Annotated in this window: 17 protein-coding genes; 2 read left to right on the plus strand and 15 right to left on the minus strand. The window is 71.5% G+C overall.

The features are described from left to right. Positions 1–109: 109 nt before the first annotated feature. The 12 genes from B7P34_RS09845 to B7P34_RS09905 form a co-directional block, all read right to left on the minus strand. On the minus strand, positions 110–2,200 hold the full coding sequence (locus B7P34_RS09845) for a hypothetical protein (protein ID WP_146166785.1): 2,091 nt from the start codon (positions 2,198–2,200) through the stop codon (positions 110–112). 500 nt (positions 2,201–2,700) lie between these two features. Beyond that, the gene (locus B7P34_RS09855) at positions 2,701–3,171 is read right to left on the minus strand and encodes an NUDIX domain-containing protein (protein ID WP_106675451.1); all 471 of its coding nucleotides are present in this window, start codon (positions 3,169–3,171) and stop codon (positions 2,701–2,703) included. Continuing rightward, entirely contained in the window at positions 3,168–3,602 is a 435-nt protein-coding gene (locus B7P34_RS09860; protein ID WP_223267690.1) for a MazG-like family protein, read from the minus strand. The genes B7P34_RS09855 and B7P34_RS09860 overlap by 4 nt, the downstream gene beginning before the upstream one ends. 54 nt (positions 3,603–3,656) lie before the next feature. Then, positions 3,657–4,979 (minus strand): UDP-glucose dehydrogenase family protein, encoded by a 1,323-nt coding sequence (locus tag B7P34_RS09865; RefSeq protein ID WP_106675452.1) that lies wholly within the window; start codon positions 4,977–4,979, stop codon positions 3,657–3,659. Between the two features lie 104 nt (positions 4,980–5,083). After that, on the minus strand, positions 5,084–6,316 hold the full coding sequence (locus B7P34_RS09870) for a hypothetical protein (RefSeq protein ID WP_106675453.1): 1,233 nt from the start codon (positions 6,314–6,316) through the stop codon (positions 5,084–5,086). Between the two features lie 249 nt (positions 6,317–6,565). Beyond that, a complete protein-coding gene (locus B7P34_RS09875) occupies positions 6,566–6,769 on the minus strand; it encodes a hypothetical protein (RefSeq protein WP_106675454.1) in 204 nt (67 codons plus the stop codon). Next, a complete protein-coding gene (locus B7P34_RS38400; RefSeq protein WP_223267691.1) occupies positions 6,769–7,209 on the minus strand; it encodes a hypothetical protein in 441 nt (146 codons plus the stop codon). Before B7P34_RS38400 ends, B7P34_RS09875 begins: the two co-directional genes overlap by 1 nt. A 56-nt stretch (positions 7,210–7,265) precedes the next feature. Next, a complete protein-coding gene (locus B7P34_RS09885) occupies positions 7,266–8,495 on the minus strand; it encodes a helix-turn-helix domain-containing protein (RefSeq protein ID WP_106675484.1) in 1,230 nt (409 codons plus the stop codon). A gap of 211 nt (positions 8,496–8,706) precedes the next feature. Next, entirely contained in the window at positions 8,707–9,885 is a 1,179-nt protein-coding gene (locus B7P34_RS09890) for a magnesium and cobalt transport protein CorA (protein ID WP_106675455.1), read from the minus strand. Positions 9,886–10,003: 118 nt separating this feature from the next. Then, a complete protein-coding gene (gene lysA / locus B7P34_RS09895) occupies positions 10,004–11,341 on the minus strand; it encodes a diaminopimelate decarboxylase (protein WP_106675485.1) in 1,338 nt (445 codons plus the stop codon). Positions 11,342–11,718: 377 nt separating this feature from the next. After that, on the minus strand, positions 11,719–12,117 hold the full coding sequence (locus B7P34_RS09900) for an SAV_915 family protein (protein ID WP_223267692.1): 399 nt from the start codon (positions 12,115–12,117) through the stop codon (positions 11,719–11,721). A 232-nt stretch (positions 12,118–12,349) separates the two neighbouring features. Then, positions 12,350–13,192, minus strand: coding sequence for a helix-turn-helix transcriptional regulator (locus tag B7P34_RS09905; RefSeq protein ID WP_106675456.1), 843 nt, complete (start codon positions 13,190–13,192; stop codon positions 12,350–12,352). A gap of 149 nt (positions 13,193–13,341) precedes the next feature. Between B7P34_RS09905 and B7P34_RS09910 the strand changes: the two genes are divergently transcribed. Both B7P34_RS09910 and B7P34_RS09915 read left to right on the plus strand, forming a co-directional pair. Continuing rightward, on the plus strand, positions 13,342–15,087 hold the full coding sequence (locus tag B7P34_RS09910; protein WP_106675457.1) for an AMP-binding protein: 1,746 nt from the start codon (positions 13,342–13,344) through the stop codon (positions 15,085–15,087). Further along, a complete protein-coding gene (locus B7P34_RS09915; protein ID WP_106675458.1) occupies positions 15,084–16,712 on the plus strand; it encodes an AMP-binding protein in 1,629 nt (542 codons plus the stop codon). Before B7P34_RS09910 ends, B7P34_RS09915 begins: the two co-directional genes overlap by 4 nt. Before the next feature lie 162 nt (positions 16,713–16,874). On the opposite strand, the gene B7P34_RS09920 is transcribed toward B7P34_RS09915, so the two are convergent. From B7P34_RS09920 to B7P34_RS09930, 3 genes are all read right to left on the minus strand, one after another. After that, complete coding sequence (locus B7P34_RS09920; RefSeq protein WP_106675459.1) at positions 16,875–17,582, minus strand: hypothetical protein; 708 nt, start codon at positions 17,580–17,582, stop codon at positions 16,875–16,877. A 153-nt stretch (positions 17,583–17,735) separates the two neighbouring features. After that, entirely contained in the window at positions 17,736–19,457 is a 1,722-nt protein-coding gene (gcl, locus tag B7P34_RS09925; protein WP_106675460.1) for a glyoxylate carboligase, read from the minus strand. Further along, positions 19,454–20,368 carry a 2-hydroxy-3-oxopropionate reductase gene (locus B7P34_RS09930; protein WP_106675461.1) on the minus strand — a complete coding sequence of 305 codons (915 nt, stop codon included), beginning with the start codon at positions 20,366–20,368 and terminating at the stop codon, positions 19,454–19,456. The genes gcl and B7P34_RS09930 overlap by 4 nt, the downstream gene beginning before the upstream one ends. Positions 20,369–20,376: the final 8 nt, after the last annotated feature.

Here is a 20,376-nt window from a genome sequence, read left to right on the forward strand (position 1 = left end):
GAGACAGCTTGGCGTAGCCTCGCCACGCTTCTGCGGCGCTCGTCGGGTGTTCTCGATAGCGTATTGTGGGCGGAAGCATCGTCGTGTCAGTCTCGGGTGGGCCTGTGGCCTAGCCCTTTGGTTCCTGGCTGGTGTCGCCTCCTGCGCGCATTCGATGGTGGATTTCCGCGGCTGCTGTCCACTGATGCCCGAGAGCGCGAATGCGCTGCCCGGCGGTATGGACACCAGCGATGCAGCGGTATCCCTGATCAGAGCGATCGAGAACGCCGATGCGTCTTGAGGCAAGAAAATCGAGGGTTTCCATGACTTCGTCCCCCGCGACGCGGTACCCAAGGGTCCGGAGCTCGCGTCGAACCGAGGTGAGATCGAGCCAGCCACCCTCCTCTAATGGATCTTCCGCTTCCACGTTCAGGATGTCGACGAGGGCGTACTCGAGCTCGCCACGGACCTCCTGATTCCGCCAGTGTCCGCGGATTGCGTCTCCGCGTTGTGCCGCGCGCAGCGCCGGGTCGACGAGGGGTGCCAGCTGGGCCGGCGTGAGCGGGGTTCTTTCCTGGCGCCGGATGACCTCGGCCAGCAGTCCGGTCTCGATGACGGCGATCGCCGGGTCGTCGTCGGCCTCCTTGAGCATGCTTGGCCTGAATCCCGGGCCGATGAGAAGGGTGACCTCGGCCCCGATCTGCGCCCTGTGTCCTGCCAGATTGAACAACGTCTGATCGACAACCTGCCCCGAGGCTGCGGTCTTTGTCTCGACGGCCAGGACTCGTGAGTCCGCACCGACGCCGAAGCGTACGCGACCGTCCACTGCTTGATTACCACCTACGTGTTCGCCAGGCATGCCAAGGTACGCCAGCGCAGCGACGGCGGCCTTCTCCAGGCGCTCGGGGGTTGCGCTGGCGAGTGCGGAGCTTTCCAGCTCTGCTGCGATGTCCGCCCCGAGCGAGTCCTGTGGCAGCGTGCTGCCCAGAGCATCGGCGGGGTGACCTTCGCTGGCGCCATGGGATGAGCCATCGTCGACGGTGAGACAGGGCACAGAGTGCTTGAACGCCCGGCCGAGAGCAGTCGTACGGTAGGCGGTCTGGGACAGACGCGTGACCAGTCCGCAGACCTCAAGCAGGTTGAGGCGGGTATTGACGGCGCTCCGGCTCAGCGGCTTGTCACGGTTGGGAAGATACCGCGAGCTGCGCTCCGCAAGCATGCCGGACGCGGGGCAGGCGGTTTCGTCGAGCACGCCCAACATCTCACCGAAGAAAGCGATCGAGGCATGAACGGTGCGTGCGAGGTCCAAGGGTTCGCCTGACTCGACCCAGAAAATAGCGGCTGGAGTGGCGCTCCAGGTCTTGGATGACGTCTGCCGGATGAGTCCCAGAGCCTTGAGAGTGTCCTTGGCGGTGCGTGCTGTGGCCGTGGTTTGGGCCTTGGGGAAGGTGTCCTTCACGAATTGCCTGAAGTCCGCTTCCGTGATCGACGGCATGGCGGCCTCGACGAGCACCTGAAGTGCGTCCATCGTGCCGCCGTTCGCGGAGGTTCCGGGAATGTAGAGATTGGCGCCGTCCGCTCTGGCCCTTAGTCCCGCTTCGTCGAGCTGCTCGATAAGCTGCGCGACGGCGCCCACAGCTGGGGTCAGTTGCGCGGTCGTGACGGTGTCGTCGGGTTCGGGCCTCCCCATCACGATGCGCGCCAGGGCGTCGCGGCCGGCGTCCGTAAGGTGGACACGACCGTCGAAGAGATCGACCATGCCCGTGACTGTGAGCCACGTCGTCCGGTCGCGCACCGGCCCCGAAGTCTCCCACGGTAGGTCGAAGTATTCACGTGCCAGGTCCAAGAGTTGATCGTGCGTCCGGGGTCCAGAGGCGAGCGCATCCATGACTTCGCCGACGAACCTCACATTGTGGTGGAACGTCTCCACCAGCAAGACCGGGTTGCCCTTTTGGCGCCAGATGAGGGCGGCGGCGCTGGGAAGGAACGTCCGGCCCTCTCGCGAGAGCAGTCCGGCCCGGACAAGGCGCTGCAGCTGATGTCGGTTGAGCCCACCGGCTTGCGGCAGCGATTCCTGATCGCTGAGCTCTCGGTCCTGATGGGCGGAAAGCTCATCGATCAGGGCTTGCAGAGTACCGATCCATGAGGCTCGTGGGCCCGGCAAGACCGGCATACCAGGTGACCGTTCGCCCCAGGCGCGAGGCTGTGCGAGTTCTCCCATGGCTCGCACACTAGCGGTGCATATGGCGCTGGTGCTGCTCTCTCTGGGAAGATTCCCTAAAGGTATGGCAGAAGTAGTTTCTTGTGTCGCGACGTACCTCTGAGCGGTATATCCAGCCAGACTTGGCAAGCGTCGTGCCTTTACGACCGACTGGCGGGCTGAGTGCCTCGCAACGCCATCCCTTCAGTCCGCAAGGGTGCAAGGCCGGAGCAAGGTGGCATTCGGTAGCGGCCGCGAGGTCGCCTTCGGCCGCCAGGGTTGGGTAGATCCTTGCTCACGTGCCTGCTGCGACGTTGGTCCAACTCCATTTCGGGGCCTTGATCTCGCTCTCGGACAGGTGCGTGCAGCCGGGGATGTGCGCGTACTGCGTGAGTGGCACAAGGATGGTGTTCGGTTCCCAGCTTCCCCAGTCGGGATGGGTATCTTGCGCTGAGGCGGCTGCGGAGAGCAGGCGCAGTCTGCCCCGGTGATCAGGTCGCAATGGTCGCAACGGCTGGCGGTCATGGGCTGGTGTCCTCCGAAGCGGGGAGGCTCGTCCGTGCGTTCTGGTGGAGGGCGATCGCCTCTCGGCACCACGGGGGTACGCGGAGTCGTGGGAGCACCGAGGCCGGGAACCAGTGGAGCATGATGCCTTCGGTGAGAGGGAGGGCGTGGGCGTCGCCGTCCCAGTTGCCGGTGTAGATGGCGATCGGGCCCTTGCCGAGGTGTTCGGCGTTTCTCTGCTGGACGGTGGTGAACTCCTTCAGCGGGATGGTGAGTCCGGTCTCCTCCGCTACTTCGCGCGCGACGGTGTCGGCCAGTGATTCGCCCGGTTCGGGGCGTCCGCCGACAGGTGTCCAGTAGCCGGGCCAGCAGATGCCTTCGATGTCGTCGCGGAGGTGGAGCAGGTATTCGCCCTGGCTGTTCGTGATCAGCGCGGATACCCCTGTGCCGGCCTCAATCGCTTCCGCTTCGAGCTCGGTGTCGGTCATCCCGCCATCGTCCACCCCGCGGGTGGGGGTGGCGCGTCTGCGACACAAGTCGGCGGTCGCGTCCTGAGGGGACACGACCGCCGGAGCGGGGGAGGGAGTGGACAGGCGGTAGTAGCGGCTTCGCGGCCCCTGCGGGTCCGGCGGTGGAAGATCTCCTCGAAGGTTGCGCGGACGCCTTCGGGGTCGATGTAGTGCATGGCCAGCAGGGCGGCGATGACGGAGCCGACCAGGTCGTTCTGGACCTCGGACCAGCTGTGGGCGTCGCCGCAGGTGGTCAGGCCCTTCAGGTCGTGGAGGGCATGCATGGCCTCGCCGGCCTCCTCGGCGACCTTGCCTACCTGGAGGGCCTTGAGCTCCTCGTCGGGGAGGTGTTCACCGGCCTTGCGGCAGACGGTGGAGAGCTTGGTGATGTCGTCCCACAGGTCGTCCATGACAGATCTCCCATCCGTGTATCCCGGCCCCGGGGTGGGGCCGGGCCTGGGGTTCTAAGGTTGTGCGGGCCGTCCGAGCTGGCGCACGGTCCATCCGGCTGTGCGCCACGCGTCGGCGTTCAGGAGGTTGCGGAGGTCCACGAGGAGCGGTTGGTCGACCAGACTGGACAGAGCCTTGGGGTCGGTGTCGCGGAACTGGGGCCACTCGGTGGCCAGGACGATCAGCTCCGCGCCCTTGACCGACTCTTCCAAGTCTTCCGCGTAGTCGAGTTCGGGGTGGCGTACGAGTGCGGTGGGAACGGCGTGGGGGTCGTGGACCGTGACGGTCGCGCCACGCTGGTGCATGAGGGCGGCGACGGCGAGGGCCGGAGACTCCCGCACGTCGTCGGTGCCGGCCTTGAAGGAGGCGCCCCACACAGTGACGCGTGACCCTGCCACTGGTCGGCCGAGGGTTTGCTCGATCAGAGCGAGGGCGGCGGTGGGGCGGGATTCGTTGACCTGTTCGGCGGCTCGCAGCAGGGTTGCCGCGTCGAGGGCGCCGAGGCTCTGTGCGGAGGCGGTGAACGCGCGTACGTCCTTGGGCAGGCAGCCTCCGCCGTAGCCGGGTCCGGCGTTCAGGCCGCCGCGGCCGATGCGCGGGTCGAGGCCGATGGCCTCCGTGAGCTGGTGGACATCGGCGCCGGCGGCAGTGCACATGTCGGCGACGCCGTTGATGAAGGAGATCTTCATGCCGAGGTAGGCGTTGGCGGCGCCCTTGATCAGTTCGGCGGTGGCGGGGTCGGTGACGAACAGGGGGATCTGGTTGTGCAGCAGCGGGGCGTAGACCTCGCGGACGACGTCCTCGGCGTGCGGGGAGGGGACGCCGACGACGATGCGGTCGGGGCGGAGGGTGTCCTCGATGGCGTGGCCTTCGCGTAGGAACTCGGGGTTCCAGACGACCTCGACGTCGGTGCCCGCGGGGGCGAGGCGGGCGAGGAGGGCGGCCAGGTCGCGGGTGGTGCCGACGGTGACCGTGGACTTGCCGATGATCACGCATGGGCGGGTCAGGTGCGGGGCGAGCGCGCGGGCCGCGCCGAAGACCTGGCCGGTGTCGTAGCTGCGGCCGTCGGCGTCGATCGGTGTGCCGACGGCGAGGAAGTGGACGTCGGCGAAGGCCGCGGCCTCGGCCAGGTCGGTGGTGAAGCGGAGTCGGCCGGACGCGGTGTGGGTGGCCAGCAGGGCCGGCAGGCCCTCTTCGTAGATGGGGCATTCGCCGGCGTTGAGCCGGTTGATCTTCGCCTGGTCGAGGTCCACGCCGATGACCTCGTGGCCGATCTCGGCCATGGCCGCGGCGTGCGGGATGCCCAGGTGGCCGCAGCCGATGACGGATACGCGCATGGTGCCGGCGCTCCTTTCCCTGTCTCGCCCGCCCGGTGGTCCGGGCCGGTCAGGGGCGACACGCTAGCGCCACTGTCCGGCCCGGACCTGATCGTGCAGGTGGGTCAGTTGGTGGGCTTAGCGAGGAGGTTGACGAGTTCCGGCAGACCCTCCGCGGCCGGCTTCCGGCAGACCAGGTCGTCGTCCTGGGGGCTTTCCAGCGGGTAGGGCTTGAACTGGCCGTCGTGCCAGAAGCCCTCGGGGTCGAGGTAGACGACCTTCAGACCGCGCTCGCGGGCGCGGGCCTGGACCTTGCGCCGGTCGGCGTGCAGACCGACGACGAGCAGGGCCTTCGCGCCGTCCACCCACTCGACGTCCGGTACGGCCTGGTCGTAGCGGCGCATGAAGCACTCCTCCAGGCCGGCGCGGGCTGCCAGCACGTCGAAGTTGTTGGTGATCACGGGCCCGACCAGGTGTCCGGCGTCGTGAAGCTCCTTCAGCGCGTGCATGGCGGGTGTCGGCTCGGCCAAGAAGCACGCCTTGAACATCTCGGTGAACTCGGCCGTCTTCTCCTCCGGCTCGGTGAGCACCTCGTGCAGAAGCGGGTCGGAGACGGGGGAGAGGGTGAAGCGGTGTTCGCGAGGGTCGTCGCCCTGGCGGTCGGTGACGCGGTAGATCTCGTGGAGGCGGTGCAGGGGCGGGATGCCGGCCTCCACGGAGGTGCCGCAGCCGATCTCGACCTGGAAGGGCAGGTGATCGGCGAGGACGGACAGGTCCGGGACGAGGGTGGGTGTGCCGCGCTGGTCCTTGATCCGGATGCCGGAGGCCAGCACGTCCCAGGGCCGTTGCCGCACGGCCGGCGGCGGGGCGTACTGGGCGGAGGTGATCTGGACGTCGAGGCTGCGGTAGTTCTGCGGGAGCTTGCGGCGGGCCACGGCGTCCTGGGGGTGCGACACGTACTGGGTGATCTTGCACTTGAGGTCGCGGCGCATCCACAAGGCTCCGCCGGAGGTGCGCTTCCATCCCCCGACCGCGAGCGCGGTCCTCACCGCGTCCTCGTGGGCGGTGATCTCGTCGGCGGGCGCGGTCACGGAGTGGTAGAGGTACAGGTCGGTCAGGCCGATCGCGGGGGCGGCCGTGGTCGACACCAGGCCGTACCGGTAGCGGTAGTGGATGAGTCGGCGACGGGCGTCGTCGCCCCCGCTCCAGCCCGACTGGTCGGCAGTGGCCTCCTCCTGGGTGCGGCGCCAGATGCCCTCCTCGATGTAGCGGGGGCGGTCGGCGTCGCCGAAATGGGTGTTCCATACCTGCTGCTGTGACGGGGTGAGCTGGTCGACGACGATGTACGGGATCTCCACGGGCTTCCCTCCCTGGTGATGGTCCGCCCGCCCACAGCGATGGGCGGCCGATCGGATGCCGTACGACATGTGCCGGGTCGAGCGCCGTTCCGCCCGGCGGAGCCGAGCCGCTGGCTTCCACCAGGCGGAACGGGTTGTGCTGCGGGGCAGCCCGCCGTAGCTCGGGCGCCCCCTCACCGCACCTCCTCCAGGGCGGTGTCCGGTGCTCCGGCACCCGGGGGCAGGCCCCAGGCCGGGGGCCGGAGCGGTCTAGGGGTCCGGCTCGGTGATGTCCGGCATGGAGACGGCCGTGGGCCGCTCGGTGGGGAGAAGATCGGCGGCCTGGCCGCGCAGAATCCACGCAGGTCCGGCTAGGCCGAGCAGGGCCAGGACGGTCAGGGCGATGCCGCCGGATTCGCGGTGAGTCGGGCTGCTCGGACCGTGGTCCGGCGCGCGGTGCCGTCCCTCGGGCATCACGGCGCCCCGCCGCGAGAGTGCTCGTGGTCGGCGAGTATGCGTCCGGTCTGGGCGTGCAGGCGCTCAAGGTCGGTCGGCGTGAGAATCAGCGCGGCCTCGCTGCGGCCGCCGTCTTCGTGGTGCACGAGGATGGCCACCGAGCCCTGCTTGGCACGAGGGTCGTAGACCGCGTCGGTGACGAGCAGGGTCGCGTGTGTCGGCCTGGCGGGCACCGGCTCCAACGTGCTGGCGTCGGCCGGCGCGGAGCATGCCGGACCACCGCCCGGTGGGCGCAGGTGGTACGTCGCGGCGCCTTCGCCGGGGAGGGCGACGACGACGCCGACCCGGCCGTTCCGGGCGGTGTCGGCGGCGAGGTCGCCGAGCTGGGGAAGGAACGGGGCCGTTGTGCCTAACTCGGCCCCCTGCGCAGGCAGATGGGGAGTTGGTCGTCCGCTCATGCCCCTGACGCTAGGAACGGGTCAGGGGCCGAATATGAGCCCGAGGAATACGACCCTCATCCGTCCAGGTGGAAGCGGTCGGACATGTGCCGCAACTTCTCCCGTGTTGCCGCTCGCTCGGCGTAGACGATGCTGCGAAGGGTGGAGCGGGCGATGGGGTGGTTACGGATGAGCTGGGGGGCGATCCGCTCCGCCCTCTCCAGTTCGCCCAGTGCCTTGTCGCGGCGCCCATCCCATAGCCAGGCTCGCGCGAGGTCCATGTGGTGGTGTCCCTGACGCGAGTTGGGCAGGGAAACGACCAGCTCCGGGCTGGTGCGGTGGTTTATCGTCAGGGCCTTTCGCTGCTGCCCCATCTCCAGAGCCACGCTGATGGCGTGGATCTGGACGTTGCCGGGCGAGAACGTCAGCGAGTGCCTGTCGTACACCGGAGGCCCGGCGTACTCGCCCATGCGGTCGGCCGCCGTCCTGGCGAGATCGATGCGGTCTTCCGCCTCCGCTGCCCGGCCGCCTCGTGCTGCGGAGACCGCAGCACGGAGCTGTAGGGTGCCCCATGCCCGCAGGGCCAACGGCTCGCCGCGCTCGTAGTCCTGCTGAAGAGTGCTGATGGCCTTGTCGGACAGGACGATGGCGTCTTCCCAGTCCGCGCTCGCCCACATGTCCCAGACCCGCATCCAGTCGGCGACCGCGGGCAAGACCGGGTCGCCGGACAGCCGTGCGGACCAGGCGGCCCGCTCGCAGGCCATGGCGACCAGCTCGGGGTGGCCCAGAGCGTGGGCGGCGGTGTGCGCGAACTTGCAGCACACCGCGTAGATCGCGTAGGCCTCCTCCCGCTCGTGGCCGGTGGTCACCTCGGCGAGGGCGCGTGACTCGCGGAGCAGGTCCGGCAGGACGCGCAGGATGGCCACGTTCGCGGCGGCGTCCCGCAGCCGGTGCAGGCGCGTCATCTCCCGCCACAGCTTCGCCGCCGGACGCGGGGTGCCGTCGAACACGGGGGCGAGGTCGTAGCGACGCAGTTCCCGCAGGATCGAGGACGCGGCAACCTGCCACTGGTTCTCGTCGGGGGAGCTGGTGTACGGGCGGCCGATCAGATCGTTGGGGTGGACGTGCAACTCGGCCGCCAGCAGGTTCAGGACGCCGACCCTGTCCAGTTCGATCAGGCCGCGCTCCATCTTCGAGACCCAGCCCTGAGACTTGCCCAGAGCGGAGGCAAGGTCGGCCTGCGGCATGCCCAGGCGGAGGCGGGCACGACGGGCGCGGCGACCGATCTCCTCGGCTTCCTCCAGCATCACCGCACCCCCGACCTGTTGACGGGTCGGCTCGGCTCAGGCGTTCGGCAGGGCATGGTGCCTCCGTCCGTTCAGGCGTCTCCATCAGAACGGTACCTATGCCAGGGCGGAGGCGAACTCATCAGGGTCAAGCCTGGAGCCACCGAGGTCGGCGCGGCGTCGCCGCGAAGGAATGCCGGTGCCAAGTCGATCATTGGTGCGCGGTGAGTGGCTACAGCCAGTCGCGCCGCTTGAAGATGAAGTACAGGCTTGTGCACACCGCTGCCATCAGCAGGATCGCGAAGGGGTAGCCGAAGGCCCAGTGCAGCTCGGGCATGGCGTCGAAGTTCATGCCGTAGATCGTTCCCACCAGCGTGGGGGCGAACAGGATGGCCGCCCACGACGAGATCTTCTTGATCTCCTCGTTCTGCTCGAAGCCCGCTTCCGCCAGGGCGCGCATTTCCGCGTTCTGCTGCTGGGTGACGAGGGTGGCGTTGACCTGGAGGATGTCCGCCAGGGCCGAACGGAAGCCGTCTACGCGCTCGCTGGTGTGGGTGACGTGGTCGGCGACGTCGCGGAGGTAGCGCTGGAGCTCGTCGTCGGTGCCGTACTTGGCGAAGCCGGCCATCAGGCCGTGCAGCATGCCGACCAGGGGGCGGGTCGCGCGCTGGAACTCGACCATCTCGCGGGCGAGTTCGTAGATGCGGCGGGAGACGGCCGGGTCGCCGCTGAAGACCTCGGTCTCGATCTCGTCGATGTCGTTCTGCACGCCCGCCACGACGGGGGCGTAGCCGTCGACGACGGCGTCGAGGATCGCGTACAGCACCGCCTCCGGGCCCAGGGACAGCAGCTCCGGGGTGGCCTCCATGCGGCTGCGCACCGCCGAGAGGTCGGGGGCCGCGCCGTGCCGGACGGTGATCACGAAGTCGGGGCCCACGAAGACGTGGAGCTCGCCGAAGTCGACCTCTTCCGGGGCGTCCAGGTAGCGGGCCGCCCGCAGGACCACGAACAGGGTGTCGCCGTAGCGCTCCAGCTTCGGGCGCTGGTGGGCCTCCAGGGCGTCCTCCACCGCGAGCTGGTGCAGCCCGAACTCCTCGGCCAGGGAGAGGAGTTCGCTCTCGCTCGGGCGCTGGAGGCCGATCCAGGCCATGCCCTCGGGCTGCTCGCGCAGCCGGCGGTACGTGTCCGCGAGGGAGTCCGGCGTCGCGACGCGCAGGCCGTCGCGGTAGACCGCGGCGTGCACGATGCTGCCCGCGCCGTCCCCGGGCCCGGCCGCCGGCGGGGCGGGCGGGGTGGCGGCGTCGCCGTCCGTGCGGCCGTTCGCCGGGCGGAGCCAGGAGTGTTTCCGGGGAGTGCCGCCGGGGGTGTTCCTGGGCGTGGGGCGCTGGCGGCGCGGAGGGTTTTCGGACACGGGTGGAACTCCCTCTCGCGCTCTTCGCTGGACCAGCGAACAGGATATACATGCCGAATTCGGTCGCGAGACGGTCCTGCCGTCCGAGCTTATAGTCGTGCGCGTCGTCCGTCCCGTCTCACTCCCCGACATCCCGGCTGCGCAGGTCCGCCAGTGTCTCGCGGCGGACGAGCAGCCGCGCGCGGCCCCCGGACACCGCGGCCACGGGCGGCCGCCCCACCATGTTGTACGACGAGGCCATCGACAGGTGGTACGCGCCCGACGCCGGTACGGCCAGGACGTCGCCCGGCCGCAGGTCGGCGGGCAGCTCCACGTCGTCGGCGAGCACGTCGCCCGCTTCGCAGTGCCGTCCCACGACCGTCACGGCGCGGCCGGGCGCGGTCGAGGAGCGGCCCGCGAGGCGGACCGTGTAGCGCACCCCGTACAGCGCCGGGCGCGGGTTGTCGCTCATGCCGCCGTCGACGGCAACGAACGTCCGGCCGCCGGTCGACTTCACCGACAGGACCCGGTACAGCGCGACGCCCGCCGGCCCGGCTATCCACCGGCCCGGCTCCACCGTCAGCCGGGGCAGCGGCAGCCCGAAGCGGGCGCACTCCAGGGCCAGTTCGCCCGTGACCCGCTCGGCATACGTGCGCGGGTCCACGGCCGGGTCGCCCGCGCGGTAGGCGATGGCGAAGCCGCCGCCCAGGTCCAGTTCGGGGAAGGTCACCCCGTGCCGGTCGCGGATCCGGGCCAGCAGCGGGACGAGCCGGCGCACGGCCGTCACGTACGGGCCGAGGCCCGCGATCTGCGAGCCGAGGTGGCAGTGCAGGCCCACCAGCTCCAGCCTGGGCTGGCCGAGGAGCCGCGCCACCGCCTCCTCCGCCTCGCCGCCCGCGACCGACAGGCCGAACTTCTGGCCGTCCATCCCGGTCCGCACCGCCGCGTGCGCGCCCGCCGTCACCCCCGGCACGACCCGCAGCAGCACCCGCTGGCGGGCGCCCGGCGGCACGAGGGCGGCGAGCCGGGCGATCTCGCCCGTGCCGTCGATCACGATCCGGCCCACGCCCAGGCGCAGCGCGGCCCGCACGTCGTCGGGGCTCTTGGCGTTGCCGTGCAGCACGATCCGCTCGGCGGGGAAGCCGCTGTGCACGGCGAGCTCCAGCTCGCCCGCGGAGCAGACGTCCAGGGACAGGCCCTCCTCCTCGATCCAGCGGATCATGGCGCGGGAGAGGAACGCCTTGCCGGCGTAGGCGACGTCGGCGCCGGGCAGGGCGGCGCGCCAGGCGCGGGCGCGGGCCCGCACCTCGTCCTCGTCCATGACGTAGACGGGCGTGCCGAACCGGTCGGCGACCTCGGCCAGCGGCACCCCGCCGACGGCGAGCCCGCCACCGGGCACCTCCTGAGCGGACGCGGGCCATACGGGCGCCGCCGGCGCGTCCTGCGGACGGGGCGGGGATACGGGGGCGGTCGGCATGGCCACGGGGTCTCCTTCGGAGGGATTGCTGCGGGGTGGCATGGGCCGGGTCTCGGCACCGCCGGGTCGCGCCGCGGGCGTTGTTCGCCGTTGCGGCGGGATTTCCTTGCCTGCGGCAAGGGGAAAAGGGGAAGGGTTTTGCCGGCGGCGCCGGGGCCCGGGTCGGTTCCGGCTCCGCCGGGGCCGGTGGTGCCGAGGCCCCGGGCCGGGTTCGGCACCACCGGTTTGCGTCGTTGTGGCTGATCGCCGTTGCGGCGGGTTCTTCTGTCAGGGACAGCTGAGCCGGACTGTTCGGAGGGAACGGGTATGCCTTGCCGACAGGCGAGATCTCTCCGCCGGGACGGCGGACAACCCCCGCGGGGCGGTCCGGCGCCCCCTCAGCCCGCCAACGCCGTCAGCGGAGGATCCGCCCGGTCGGGGCGGACCGGCGGGGCCGTCAGCTGGGGGTCTACCGACACGAGGTCGACACCGAGGGGCGAGGCCAGGGCCCGTACCGCGGGGAGGGCCAGGCGGATGGCGGGCTGATCGGGGCCCAGAACGTCCGAAAGCCGCCGCTCCGTGGTGAAAGCGACGGCGGTCCGCGTGCCGAGGGGCGAACGGAAGACCCGCAGGGCGAAGCCGCACGCGCAGCGCCGTACGGGGACGTACAGCGGCTCGGCGGGGGCCTGCCCCGAGGGATGTGAGGGTTCGGAGGGTTCGGCGGGTTCCTCGCCGCCGGTCGCGCTCTCGACGGCTGCGACTGCGGCGGCCTCGGCGGGGGTACGGCTCAGGTGCATGACGGTCCTCAGGAAGCTCGGGAGGTGTCGGATGGGAGCGTCGCTGACGGCGCCGTGGCGCCGCCGTTCACGCTATGCCCGCACCGAACCCCGCCGAGCTCCCCCTTGACAGCCTGTTGACCCTCAGTGCCACTCCTTTGACGCCTCGTTGACGGACCCGTGAACGGCCCGCGGGGGACACCGCGCCGGCCCCGCAGCGGTCACCGCACCGCCCCCGCAAGAGCCACCGCCCTCACGGCAGCAGCCCCGCCCGCCGCGCCGCGACCACGGCCTCCAGGCGCGTGTGCACGCCCAGTTTCCGCATGCTCGACCGGAGGTAGCTCTTGACCGTTTCCGGGCGCAGGCCCAGCCGTTCCGCCGCGGTGGCGTTCGTCGCGCCGGAGGCCACGCACGCGAGGACGTCCACCTCGCGCGGGGACAGGCCGACGTCCGGGCCCGCGCGCCGGGCCGCGGGGTCGGCGGAGGACGCGGCGGCGAGGCGCCCGCACGCGGCGAGGAGCTCCTGCCGGAGCAGGGGGTCGGTGACACGCTGTGCCAGGGCGCGTAACTCGAAGTGCGCCTCGCGGACCTCCTCCCACATCGCCGGGTCGGCGGTGGTCGGCTGATGGGCCACCGACAGCAGCCGCTGGACCTCGTCCTGGACGGCGAGGGCCTGTTCGAGCTCGCGCGCCGCGTCGACGGCGGCGGTCAGGGAGCGGTCCCCGAGGGTGAGCGGGCGCCGCAGGGCGCCGTAGAGCACGCCGCGCACCCGGCCCCGTACGACGACGGGCACCGCGAGCACGGAGCGCAGGCCCTCGGCGGCCACCGCCGCGTCGTACTCGTGCGTGATGACGTGCGAGGACTGGTAGTCGGTCACGGACAGCGGCCTGGTCAGGGCGGCCGCCTTGCCGCCCAGCCCGCTGCCCGTGCGGATGGCCAGCCCGCGCAGGACCGGCGTCGTCGTTCCCGTCATGTCCGATATTCGGAACTGCCGGGCGCCCGTGAGCAGACCGCCGAAGGCGACCGGCAACCCGGCCCCCTTCCGCATCCGCATCAGCGCCGCCCGTACCTCGGCCGTTCCGTCCGGGTCTCCCATCGCTGCCTCCCCGTCCCGGATCCGGAGGTGGAATCTCCGTATCCCTGAAATGCGGCCACCCCCGTTCGGGGGTGGTGAGACTCAGATCACCGTCGCACGATGCTAACCATGCGGGTCGGCGACGCGCCCCGCAATCTGGAGGACTAGTGATGTCATCGAAGCCGCCGGCCGCAGGAGAAACAGGTGCAACGCCCGGTCCCGCCGCCGCATTCCGCGCGGCCCGGGATTTCCTCCTCGCGCACCGCGAGGACTGGCGGGCGGCCCGCGAGGGCTTCGTCTGGCCCCGCCCGGCGGAGTTCAACTGGGCGCTGGACTGGTTCGACACCATCGCCGAGGGCAACGACCGCACCGCCCTGCGGATCGCCGAGGAGGACGGCACCGAGGCCGCGTACTCCTTCGACGCCCTGCGCCGCCGCTCGAACAAGGTCGCCAACTGGCTGCGCGAGCACGGCGTGCGCCCCGGGGACCGCGTCGTCGTCATGCTCGGCAACCAGGCCGAGCTGTGGGAGACCGCCCTCGCCGCGATGAAGCTGCGCGCCGTGGTCATCCCGGCCACCCCGCTGCTCGGCACGGCCGACCTGGCCGACCGCGTGGAGCGCGGCCGGGCGGCCCATGTCGTCGTGCGGGCCGGGGACACCGGCAAGTTCGACGGCGTTCCCGGCGCCTACACGCGGATCGCGGTGGGGGAGCGCACGGAGCCCGCGTCCGGGCCGGACCGCACCCCCGGCTGGCTCTGTTACGCGGACTCCGCCCACGCCGCCGACACCTTCACCCCCGACGGCCCCACCCGCGCCGACGACCCCCTGCTGCTCTACTTCACCTCCGGCACCACCGCCCGGCCCAAGCTCGTCGAGCACACCCACACCTCGTACCCCGTCGGCCATCTGACGACCATGTACTGGATCGGGCTCCGGCCGGGCGACGTCCACCTCAACATCTCCTCGCCGGGCTGGGCCAAGCACGCCTGGTCCAGCCTCTTCGCCCCGTGGAACGCCGAGGCTACCGTCTTCGTGCACAACTACACCCGCTTCGACGCCGCCCGCCTCATGGCCGGGATGGACCGGGCGGGTGTGACGAGCTTCTGCGCGCCGCCCACCGTGTGGCGCATGCTCATCCAGGCCGACCTGCGGGCCCTGCGCACCCCGCCCCGCGAGGCCGTCGCCGCGGGCGAGCCCCTCAATCCCGAGGTCATCGAGACCGTCCGGCGGGCGTGGGGCGTGACGATCCGCGACGGCTTCGGGCAGACCGAGACCACCGTGCAGATCGCCAACCCGCCCGGCCAGCCGGTGAAGACGGGCTCCATGGGCCGCCCGGGCCCCGGCTACACCGTCGTCCTCCTCGACCCCGTCACGGGCGAGCCGGCCGACGAGGGCGAGATCGCCCTCGACCTCTCCGAGCGTCCCGTCGGCGTCATGACGGGCTACGCGGGCGACCCCGAGCGCACGGCGGAGGCCATGGCCGGCGGCTACTACCGCACCGGCGACATCGCCTCCCGCGACGCCGACGGCTACCTCACCTACGTGGGCCGGAGCGACGACGTCTTCAAGTCCAGCGACTACAAGGTGAGCCCGTTCGAGCTGGAGAGCGCCCTGCTCGAACACGAGGCCGTGGCCGAGGCGGCCGTCGTCCCCGCCCCCGACCCGCTGCGGCTGGCCGTGCCCAAGGCGTACGTCGTCCTCGCGGAGGGCTGGGAGCCCGGCCCCGGCACCGCGAAGGCCCTCTTCGCCCACTCGCGGGCCGCCCTCGCCCCCTTCAAGCGCATCCGGCGCCTGGAGTTCGCCGAGCTGCCCAAGACCGTGTCCGGCAAGATCCGCCGCATCGAGCTGCGCGAACGCACCGCGCGCGGCGAGCTGTCGGGCGGCGGAGACGAGTACCGAGAGGAAGACCACCGGTGACCACACCCTCGTACGAGGCCGGAAGCACCTCCGTCCCGCTGATCGACGACACCATCGGCGCCGACCTCGCGTTCACCGTGGAGCGCTTCGGCGACCGCGACGCCCTCGTCGACGTCCCCAGCGGCCGCCGCTGGACCTACGCCGAGTTCGGCCGGGCCGTGGAGGAGATCGCGCTGGGCCTGCTGGCCAAGGGGGTGGCCAAGGGCGACAGGGTGGGCATCTGGGCGGTCAACTGCCCCGAGTGGGTCATGGTCCAGTACGCCACCGCCCGCATCGGCGCGATCATGGTCAACATCAACCCGGCCTACCGCGTCCACGAACTCCGCTACGTGCTGCGCCAGGCGGGCGTCGCCCTGCTCGTCGCCTCCGCCGCGCACAAGACCAGCGACTACCGGAGCATGGTCGAACAGGTCCGCGCCGACTGCCCGGCGCTGCGCGACGTCGTCCACATCGGCGACCCCACGTGGGACGGCCTCGTCGCGGCCGGGGAGGGCGTGCCCCGCGAGCGGCTCGCCGAGCGCGAGGCGGGGCTGAGCTGCCACGACCCGGTGAACATCCAGTACACGTCGGGGACCACGGGCTTCGCCAAGGGCGCCACCCTCTCCCACCACAACATCCTCAACAATGGCTACTTCGTGGGGGAGACGCTGGGCTACACCGAGGCCGACCGGGTCTGCCTGCCCGTGCCCTTCTACCACTGCTTCGGCATGGTCATGGGCAACCTCGCCGTCACCAGCCACGGCGCCTGCGCCGTCATCCCGGCCCCGGCCTTCGACCCCACCGCCACGCTGCACGCCGTCGAGCGCGAGCGCTGCACCTCCCTCTACGGCGTGCCCACCATGTTCATCGCCGAGCTGGAGCTGCCGGACTTCGCCACGTACGACCTCTCCTCGCTGCGGACGGGCATCATGGCGGGCTCGCCGTGCCCGACCGAGGTGATGAAGCGGGTCATGGGCGAGATGCACATGTCCGAGGTCTCCATCTGCTACGGGATGACGGAGACGTCGCCGGTCTCCACCCAGACCCGGCGCGACGACGACGTCGGCCGGCGCACGGGCACCGTCGGCCGGGTGCTGCCGCACATCGAGGTGAAGGTCGTCGACCCCGGGACGGGGGAGACCGTGGGCCGCGGCGAGCCCGGCGAGCTGTGCACGCGCGGCTATTCGGTGATGCTCGGCTACTGGGACGAGCCGGAGCGCACGGCCGAGGCCGTCGACGGCGAGCGCTGGATGCACACCGGTGACCTCGCGGTGATGGACGACGACGGCTACGTCCGCATCGTCGGCCGCATCAAGGACATGATCATCAGGGGTGGGGAGAACGTCTACCCGCGGGAGATCGAGGAGTTCCTCTACAGCCACCCCAAGATCTCCGACGTGCAGGTCATCGGGGTGCCCGACGAGAAGTACGGCGAGGAGATCATGGCCTGCGTCATCCTCCGCGACCCTGACGGGGCGCTCAGCGTCGACGAGCTCGCCCGCTTCTGCCGCGGCCGCCTCGCGCACTACAAGATCCCGCGTCACCTGCGGATCCTGGACGCCTTCCCCATGACCGTCAGCGGCAAGGTGCGGAAGGTGGAGCTGCGGGACATGGCCACGGGCTCCGGGGCCGTGCCGGCGGGCTGAGCGGAGCACCGCCGGCCGGCCACACCCCCCCTGGGCTGGAGGGCCCGCGATCCCCCGTGTCCGACTCGCGGGCCCGGTACGAAGTCTCCGCCCGTCCACCCCCAACTCGCCATCGTCCGGGCGTGGTTCAGAGGAAAAATTGAGCTTGGCGGTGCGGGCGGCTCACACGGGCCCCCGCTCGACGAGCTCGTCCGCCGGGGCGTTCAGCGGCTGCGGAGTACCGGTGAGGTCCATCACGAACAGCGGAACCCGCAGGTCGTCCGCGCGGGAGCGGGCCTCGCGCGCGTACCCGGCGAGGGAGAAGAACGCCCCGCACGCACCGTCCGCCATCCCGTGCAGCCACAGGCACTCCACGTCCCGCAGCGAGGCCGGCACGGTGGACGGGTCCACCCGGGCGACGAGCCCGGCCGCTCGCAGGTCGACGCCCTCCTCCCGGGGATCGCCGGGCCGGGACACGCCCGCGTACCCCAGCCACGTCAGATAGCGCTCGGCGGCCACCACCGCGTCGCCCGCGGTGCGGATGGCGACCGGCCGGAAGGCGGGGCGCAGCGCCCGGCCGGGCCCGTCCCCGGGGCCGTCCCCTCCCTCCCCGGATGCGGACCCGGACTCGGGAGGCGGGACGGGCAGCCGCATCACCGTGCCGCACGAGCAGCCGAACTCCGGCCGCGGCCACTGGTCCTGACGGTCGCACGACGGGCAGCGCACGGCCACCCACGCGTCGCGCCAGGTGCGGTGCGCCACGGGTTCGGGGGAGGCGTCCGCCTGCACCGGCAGCGTGAGCGGCGTACCGCACGCGCAGGGGAAGGTGGGCGGGGTGAAGTTGTGCTCGCGACGGCACGTCGGGCAGTGAACCGGCACGCTCTTGGCCATATTCGGCTCCAGCAACGGGTCCGTGAGGTAGGAGTACGGGCCCATCGTCCACGATGCGGGAGCGCCGGGGGAGTGAATGCCGAAGAGGGCGGGTGCGCCCCCCGCGCCTCTCGTGTCGCCGCCGAGCGCGAGGGCGCACGCGCCCGTCGTGCGCTAGCGCTCCGGTACGGGTTCGGTCTCGCGGACGGCGTCGATGTCCGGGCCGTGCGGGGTGTCCGCCTCGCGCTCGATCAGCACCTCCACCAGCACCGGCCGCGAGGTCGCCGCGGCCTCCTTGCGCGCCCACTCGATCGCGGGCCGGATGTCCGAGGGCTCCGCCACGCGCCTTCCCGAACAGCCGTACGCCTCCATGAGCTTGACGTTGTCCGTGCCGGTCTCGTCGTAGTGGATGTCCACCTGGTAGTTCATGCCGTAGCCGGCCGAGGCCTGCCGGATCAGCCCCAGGTACTCGTTGTTCAGCATGATCAGTACGAAGGGGACGTCGTACTGCGCGGCGACCGCGAGCTCCTCGGCCGTGAACTGGAAGCCGTAGTCGCCGACCACGCCGACCACCTCCTCCGCGCCCCGCCCCATGCCCTGCAGCGCCTTCTTGACGCCGATCGCGGCCGGCACCTCCCAGCCGAGCGGCCCGGCCTGCCCGCAGACCTGGTAATGGCGGGGCTTGTGGGCCTTCTGGTGCTGGCCTCCCCAGATCTGGTACAGGCCGATGGCCGTGACGAACCACGTGTCCGCCCCGAAGGCCTCGTTGATCTCCCGGTAGACGCGGGGCGCCTTGACGGGCACGGCGTCGTAGTCGTCGCGCCGCGTGAGGGACCTCTTGAGGCCGCGGCAGCGGGCGGCCCACGCGCCGTGCCGGGGGCGGGCGCCCCGCGCCTTCGCCGCCGCCAGCAGCGCGGCCAGGAACAGCCGCGCGTCGGAGACGACGCCCAGGTCCGGCTCGAAGACCCGGCCCAGCTGCGACGGTTCGACGTCGACGTGCACGAAGACCCGCCGCCCCCGGTAGACGGAGAGGTCCGCCCCCGTGTGCCGGTCGCCGAAGCGGGCGCCGACGGCGAGGACGAAGTCCGACTCCAGGAAGGAGGCGTTGGCGTAGCGCTGCGAGGTCTGGATGCCGGTGGTGCCCATGTGGAGGCCGTGGTCGTCCTCGACGGCTCCCTTGCCCATGAGCGTCACCTGGAACGGCACCTCCAGCAGCTCCACCAGCTCCCGCAGTTCGGCCTCCGCCCCGGAGAGGACCACCCCGCCGCCGGCCAGCACGAGCGGCCGCTCGGCGGCGAGGAGAAGGTCCAGCGCGGCCTCCACGCGCGGCGGGTGCGGGGCGGCGACGGACACCGGCAGCGCCGCGTCCAGGGCCGGGTCGTAGCGGATCTCGCGGCGCGCGACGTCGACGGGGATGTCGATCAGCACCGGCCCCGGGCGGCCCGACCGCGCGATCCGGAACGCCTCCCGGAACGCCCACGGTATCTGCGCCGCCTCCTTGATCTGCACGGCCCACTTGGTCACCGGCCGGACGATCTCCACGATGTCGACGGCCTGGAACGCCTCCTGGTGCAGCTTGGTGGAGACCGCCTGCCCGGTGACGCACAGCATCGGCACGGAGTCCGCGTACGCGGTGTAGAGGCCGGTGACGAAGTTGGTGCCGCCCGGGCCCGAGGTGGCGATGGCGACGCCGGTCCTGCCGTTCGTCCGGGCCCAGCCGTCGGCCATGTGCGCGGCCCCCGCCTCGTGCCGGACGATCAGGTGCTCGATGCCGCCGACCGCCCGCAGCGCCTCGTAGAGCGGCAGGACCGCGGCGCCGGGGCAGCCGAAGGCGATGTCGACGCCCTCGTCCTTGAGGATGTGCACGGCGGCGTGCATGGCGGGCATCGTCGTCATCGCCGCGCCCTCCCGGCCTCGATGCCGGACAGCCGCTCCACGCCGCGCAGCAGGGCCGAGTGGTCGAGCCCGCCGTCGCCCTGGGCGCGGGCCGCGGCGACCAGGCTCGCGACGAGGGCGCCCACGGGCACGGCCGCACCGACCGCGCGGGCGGCCTCCGTGACGATGCCCATGTCCTTGTGGTGCAGGTCGATGCGGAAGCCCGGGGGGTAGTGCCGGGAGAGGAAGTTGTGCCGTTTGCGGCTGAGGACGGCGGAGCCCGCGAGCCCGCCGCCGAGCACGTCGAGGGCGGCCTCCAGGTCCACGCCGGACTTCTCCAGGAAGACCACGGCCTCGGCGCACGCCTGGATGTTCGCGGCCACGATCAGCTGGTTGGCGGCCTTCACGGTCTGGCCGGCGCCGTGCGGGCCGCAGTGCACGACCGTCGTGCCGAGCGCCCCGAAGAGCGGCCGGGCCCGCTCGAAGTCGGCCCGTTCCCCGCCCACCATGACCGACAGGACGCCTTCGACGGCACCGGCCTCGCCGCCGGAGACGGGCGCGTCCAGGACGCGGATGCCCTTGCGGGCGGCGGCTTCTGAGAGTTCGACGGACGTACGGGGGGTGATGGACGACATGTCGACGAAGAGCGTGCCGGGCGCGGCGTGCGCGAGGACGCCGCGCTCGCCGTACGCGACGGCCTCCACGTCGGGCGAGGCGGGGACCATGGTGACGACGACGTCCGCCCCGCGGACGGCGGCGGCGACGGAGGGGGCGGGCGTGCCGCCCGCGGCGGCCAGCCGGTCGAGGCCGTCCTGTTCGAGGGTGTGACCGGTGACGTCGTACCCGGCCTTGACCAGGTTCGAGGCCATGGGCAGCCCCATGATCCCGAGCCCGATCCAGGCGACGCGGGGGAGGGGAGGGGGTGTGGGCATGAGGGGTC

Origin of the sequence: Streptosporangium nondiastaticum, from assembly GCF_003011965.1 — a bacterium.
In the GTDB taxonomy this organism is placed as follows: domain Bacteria; phylum Actinomycetota; class Actinomycetes; order Streptomycetales; family Streptomycetaceae; genus Streptomyces; species Streptomyces nondiastaticus.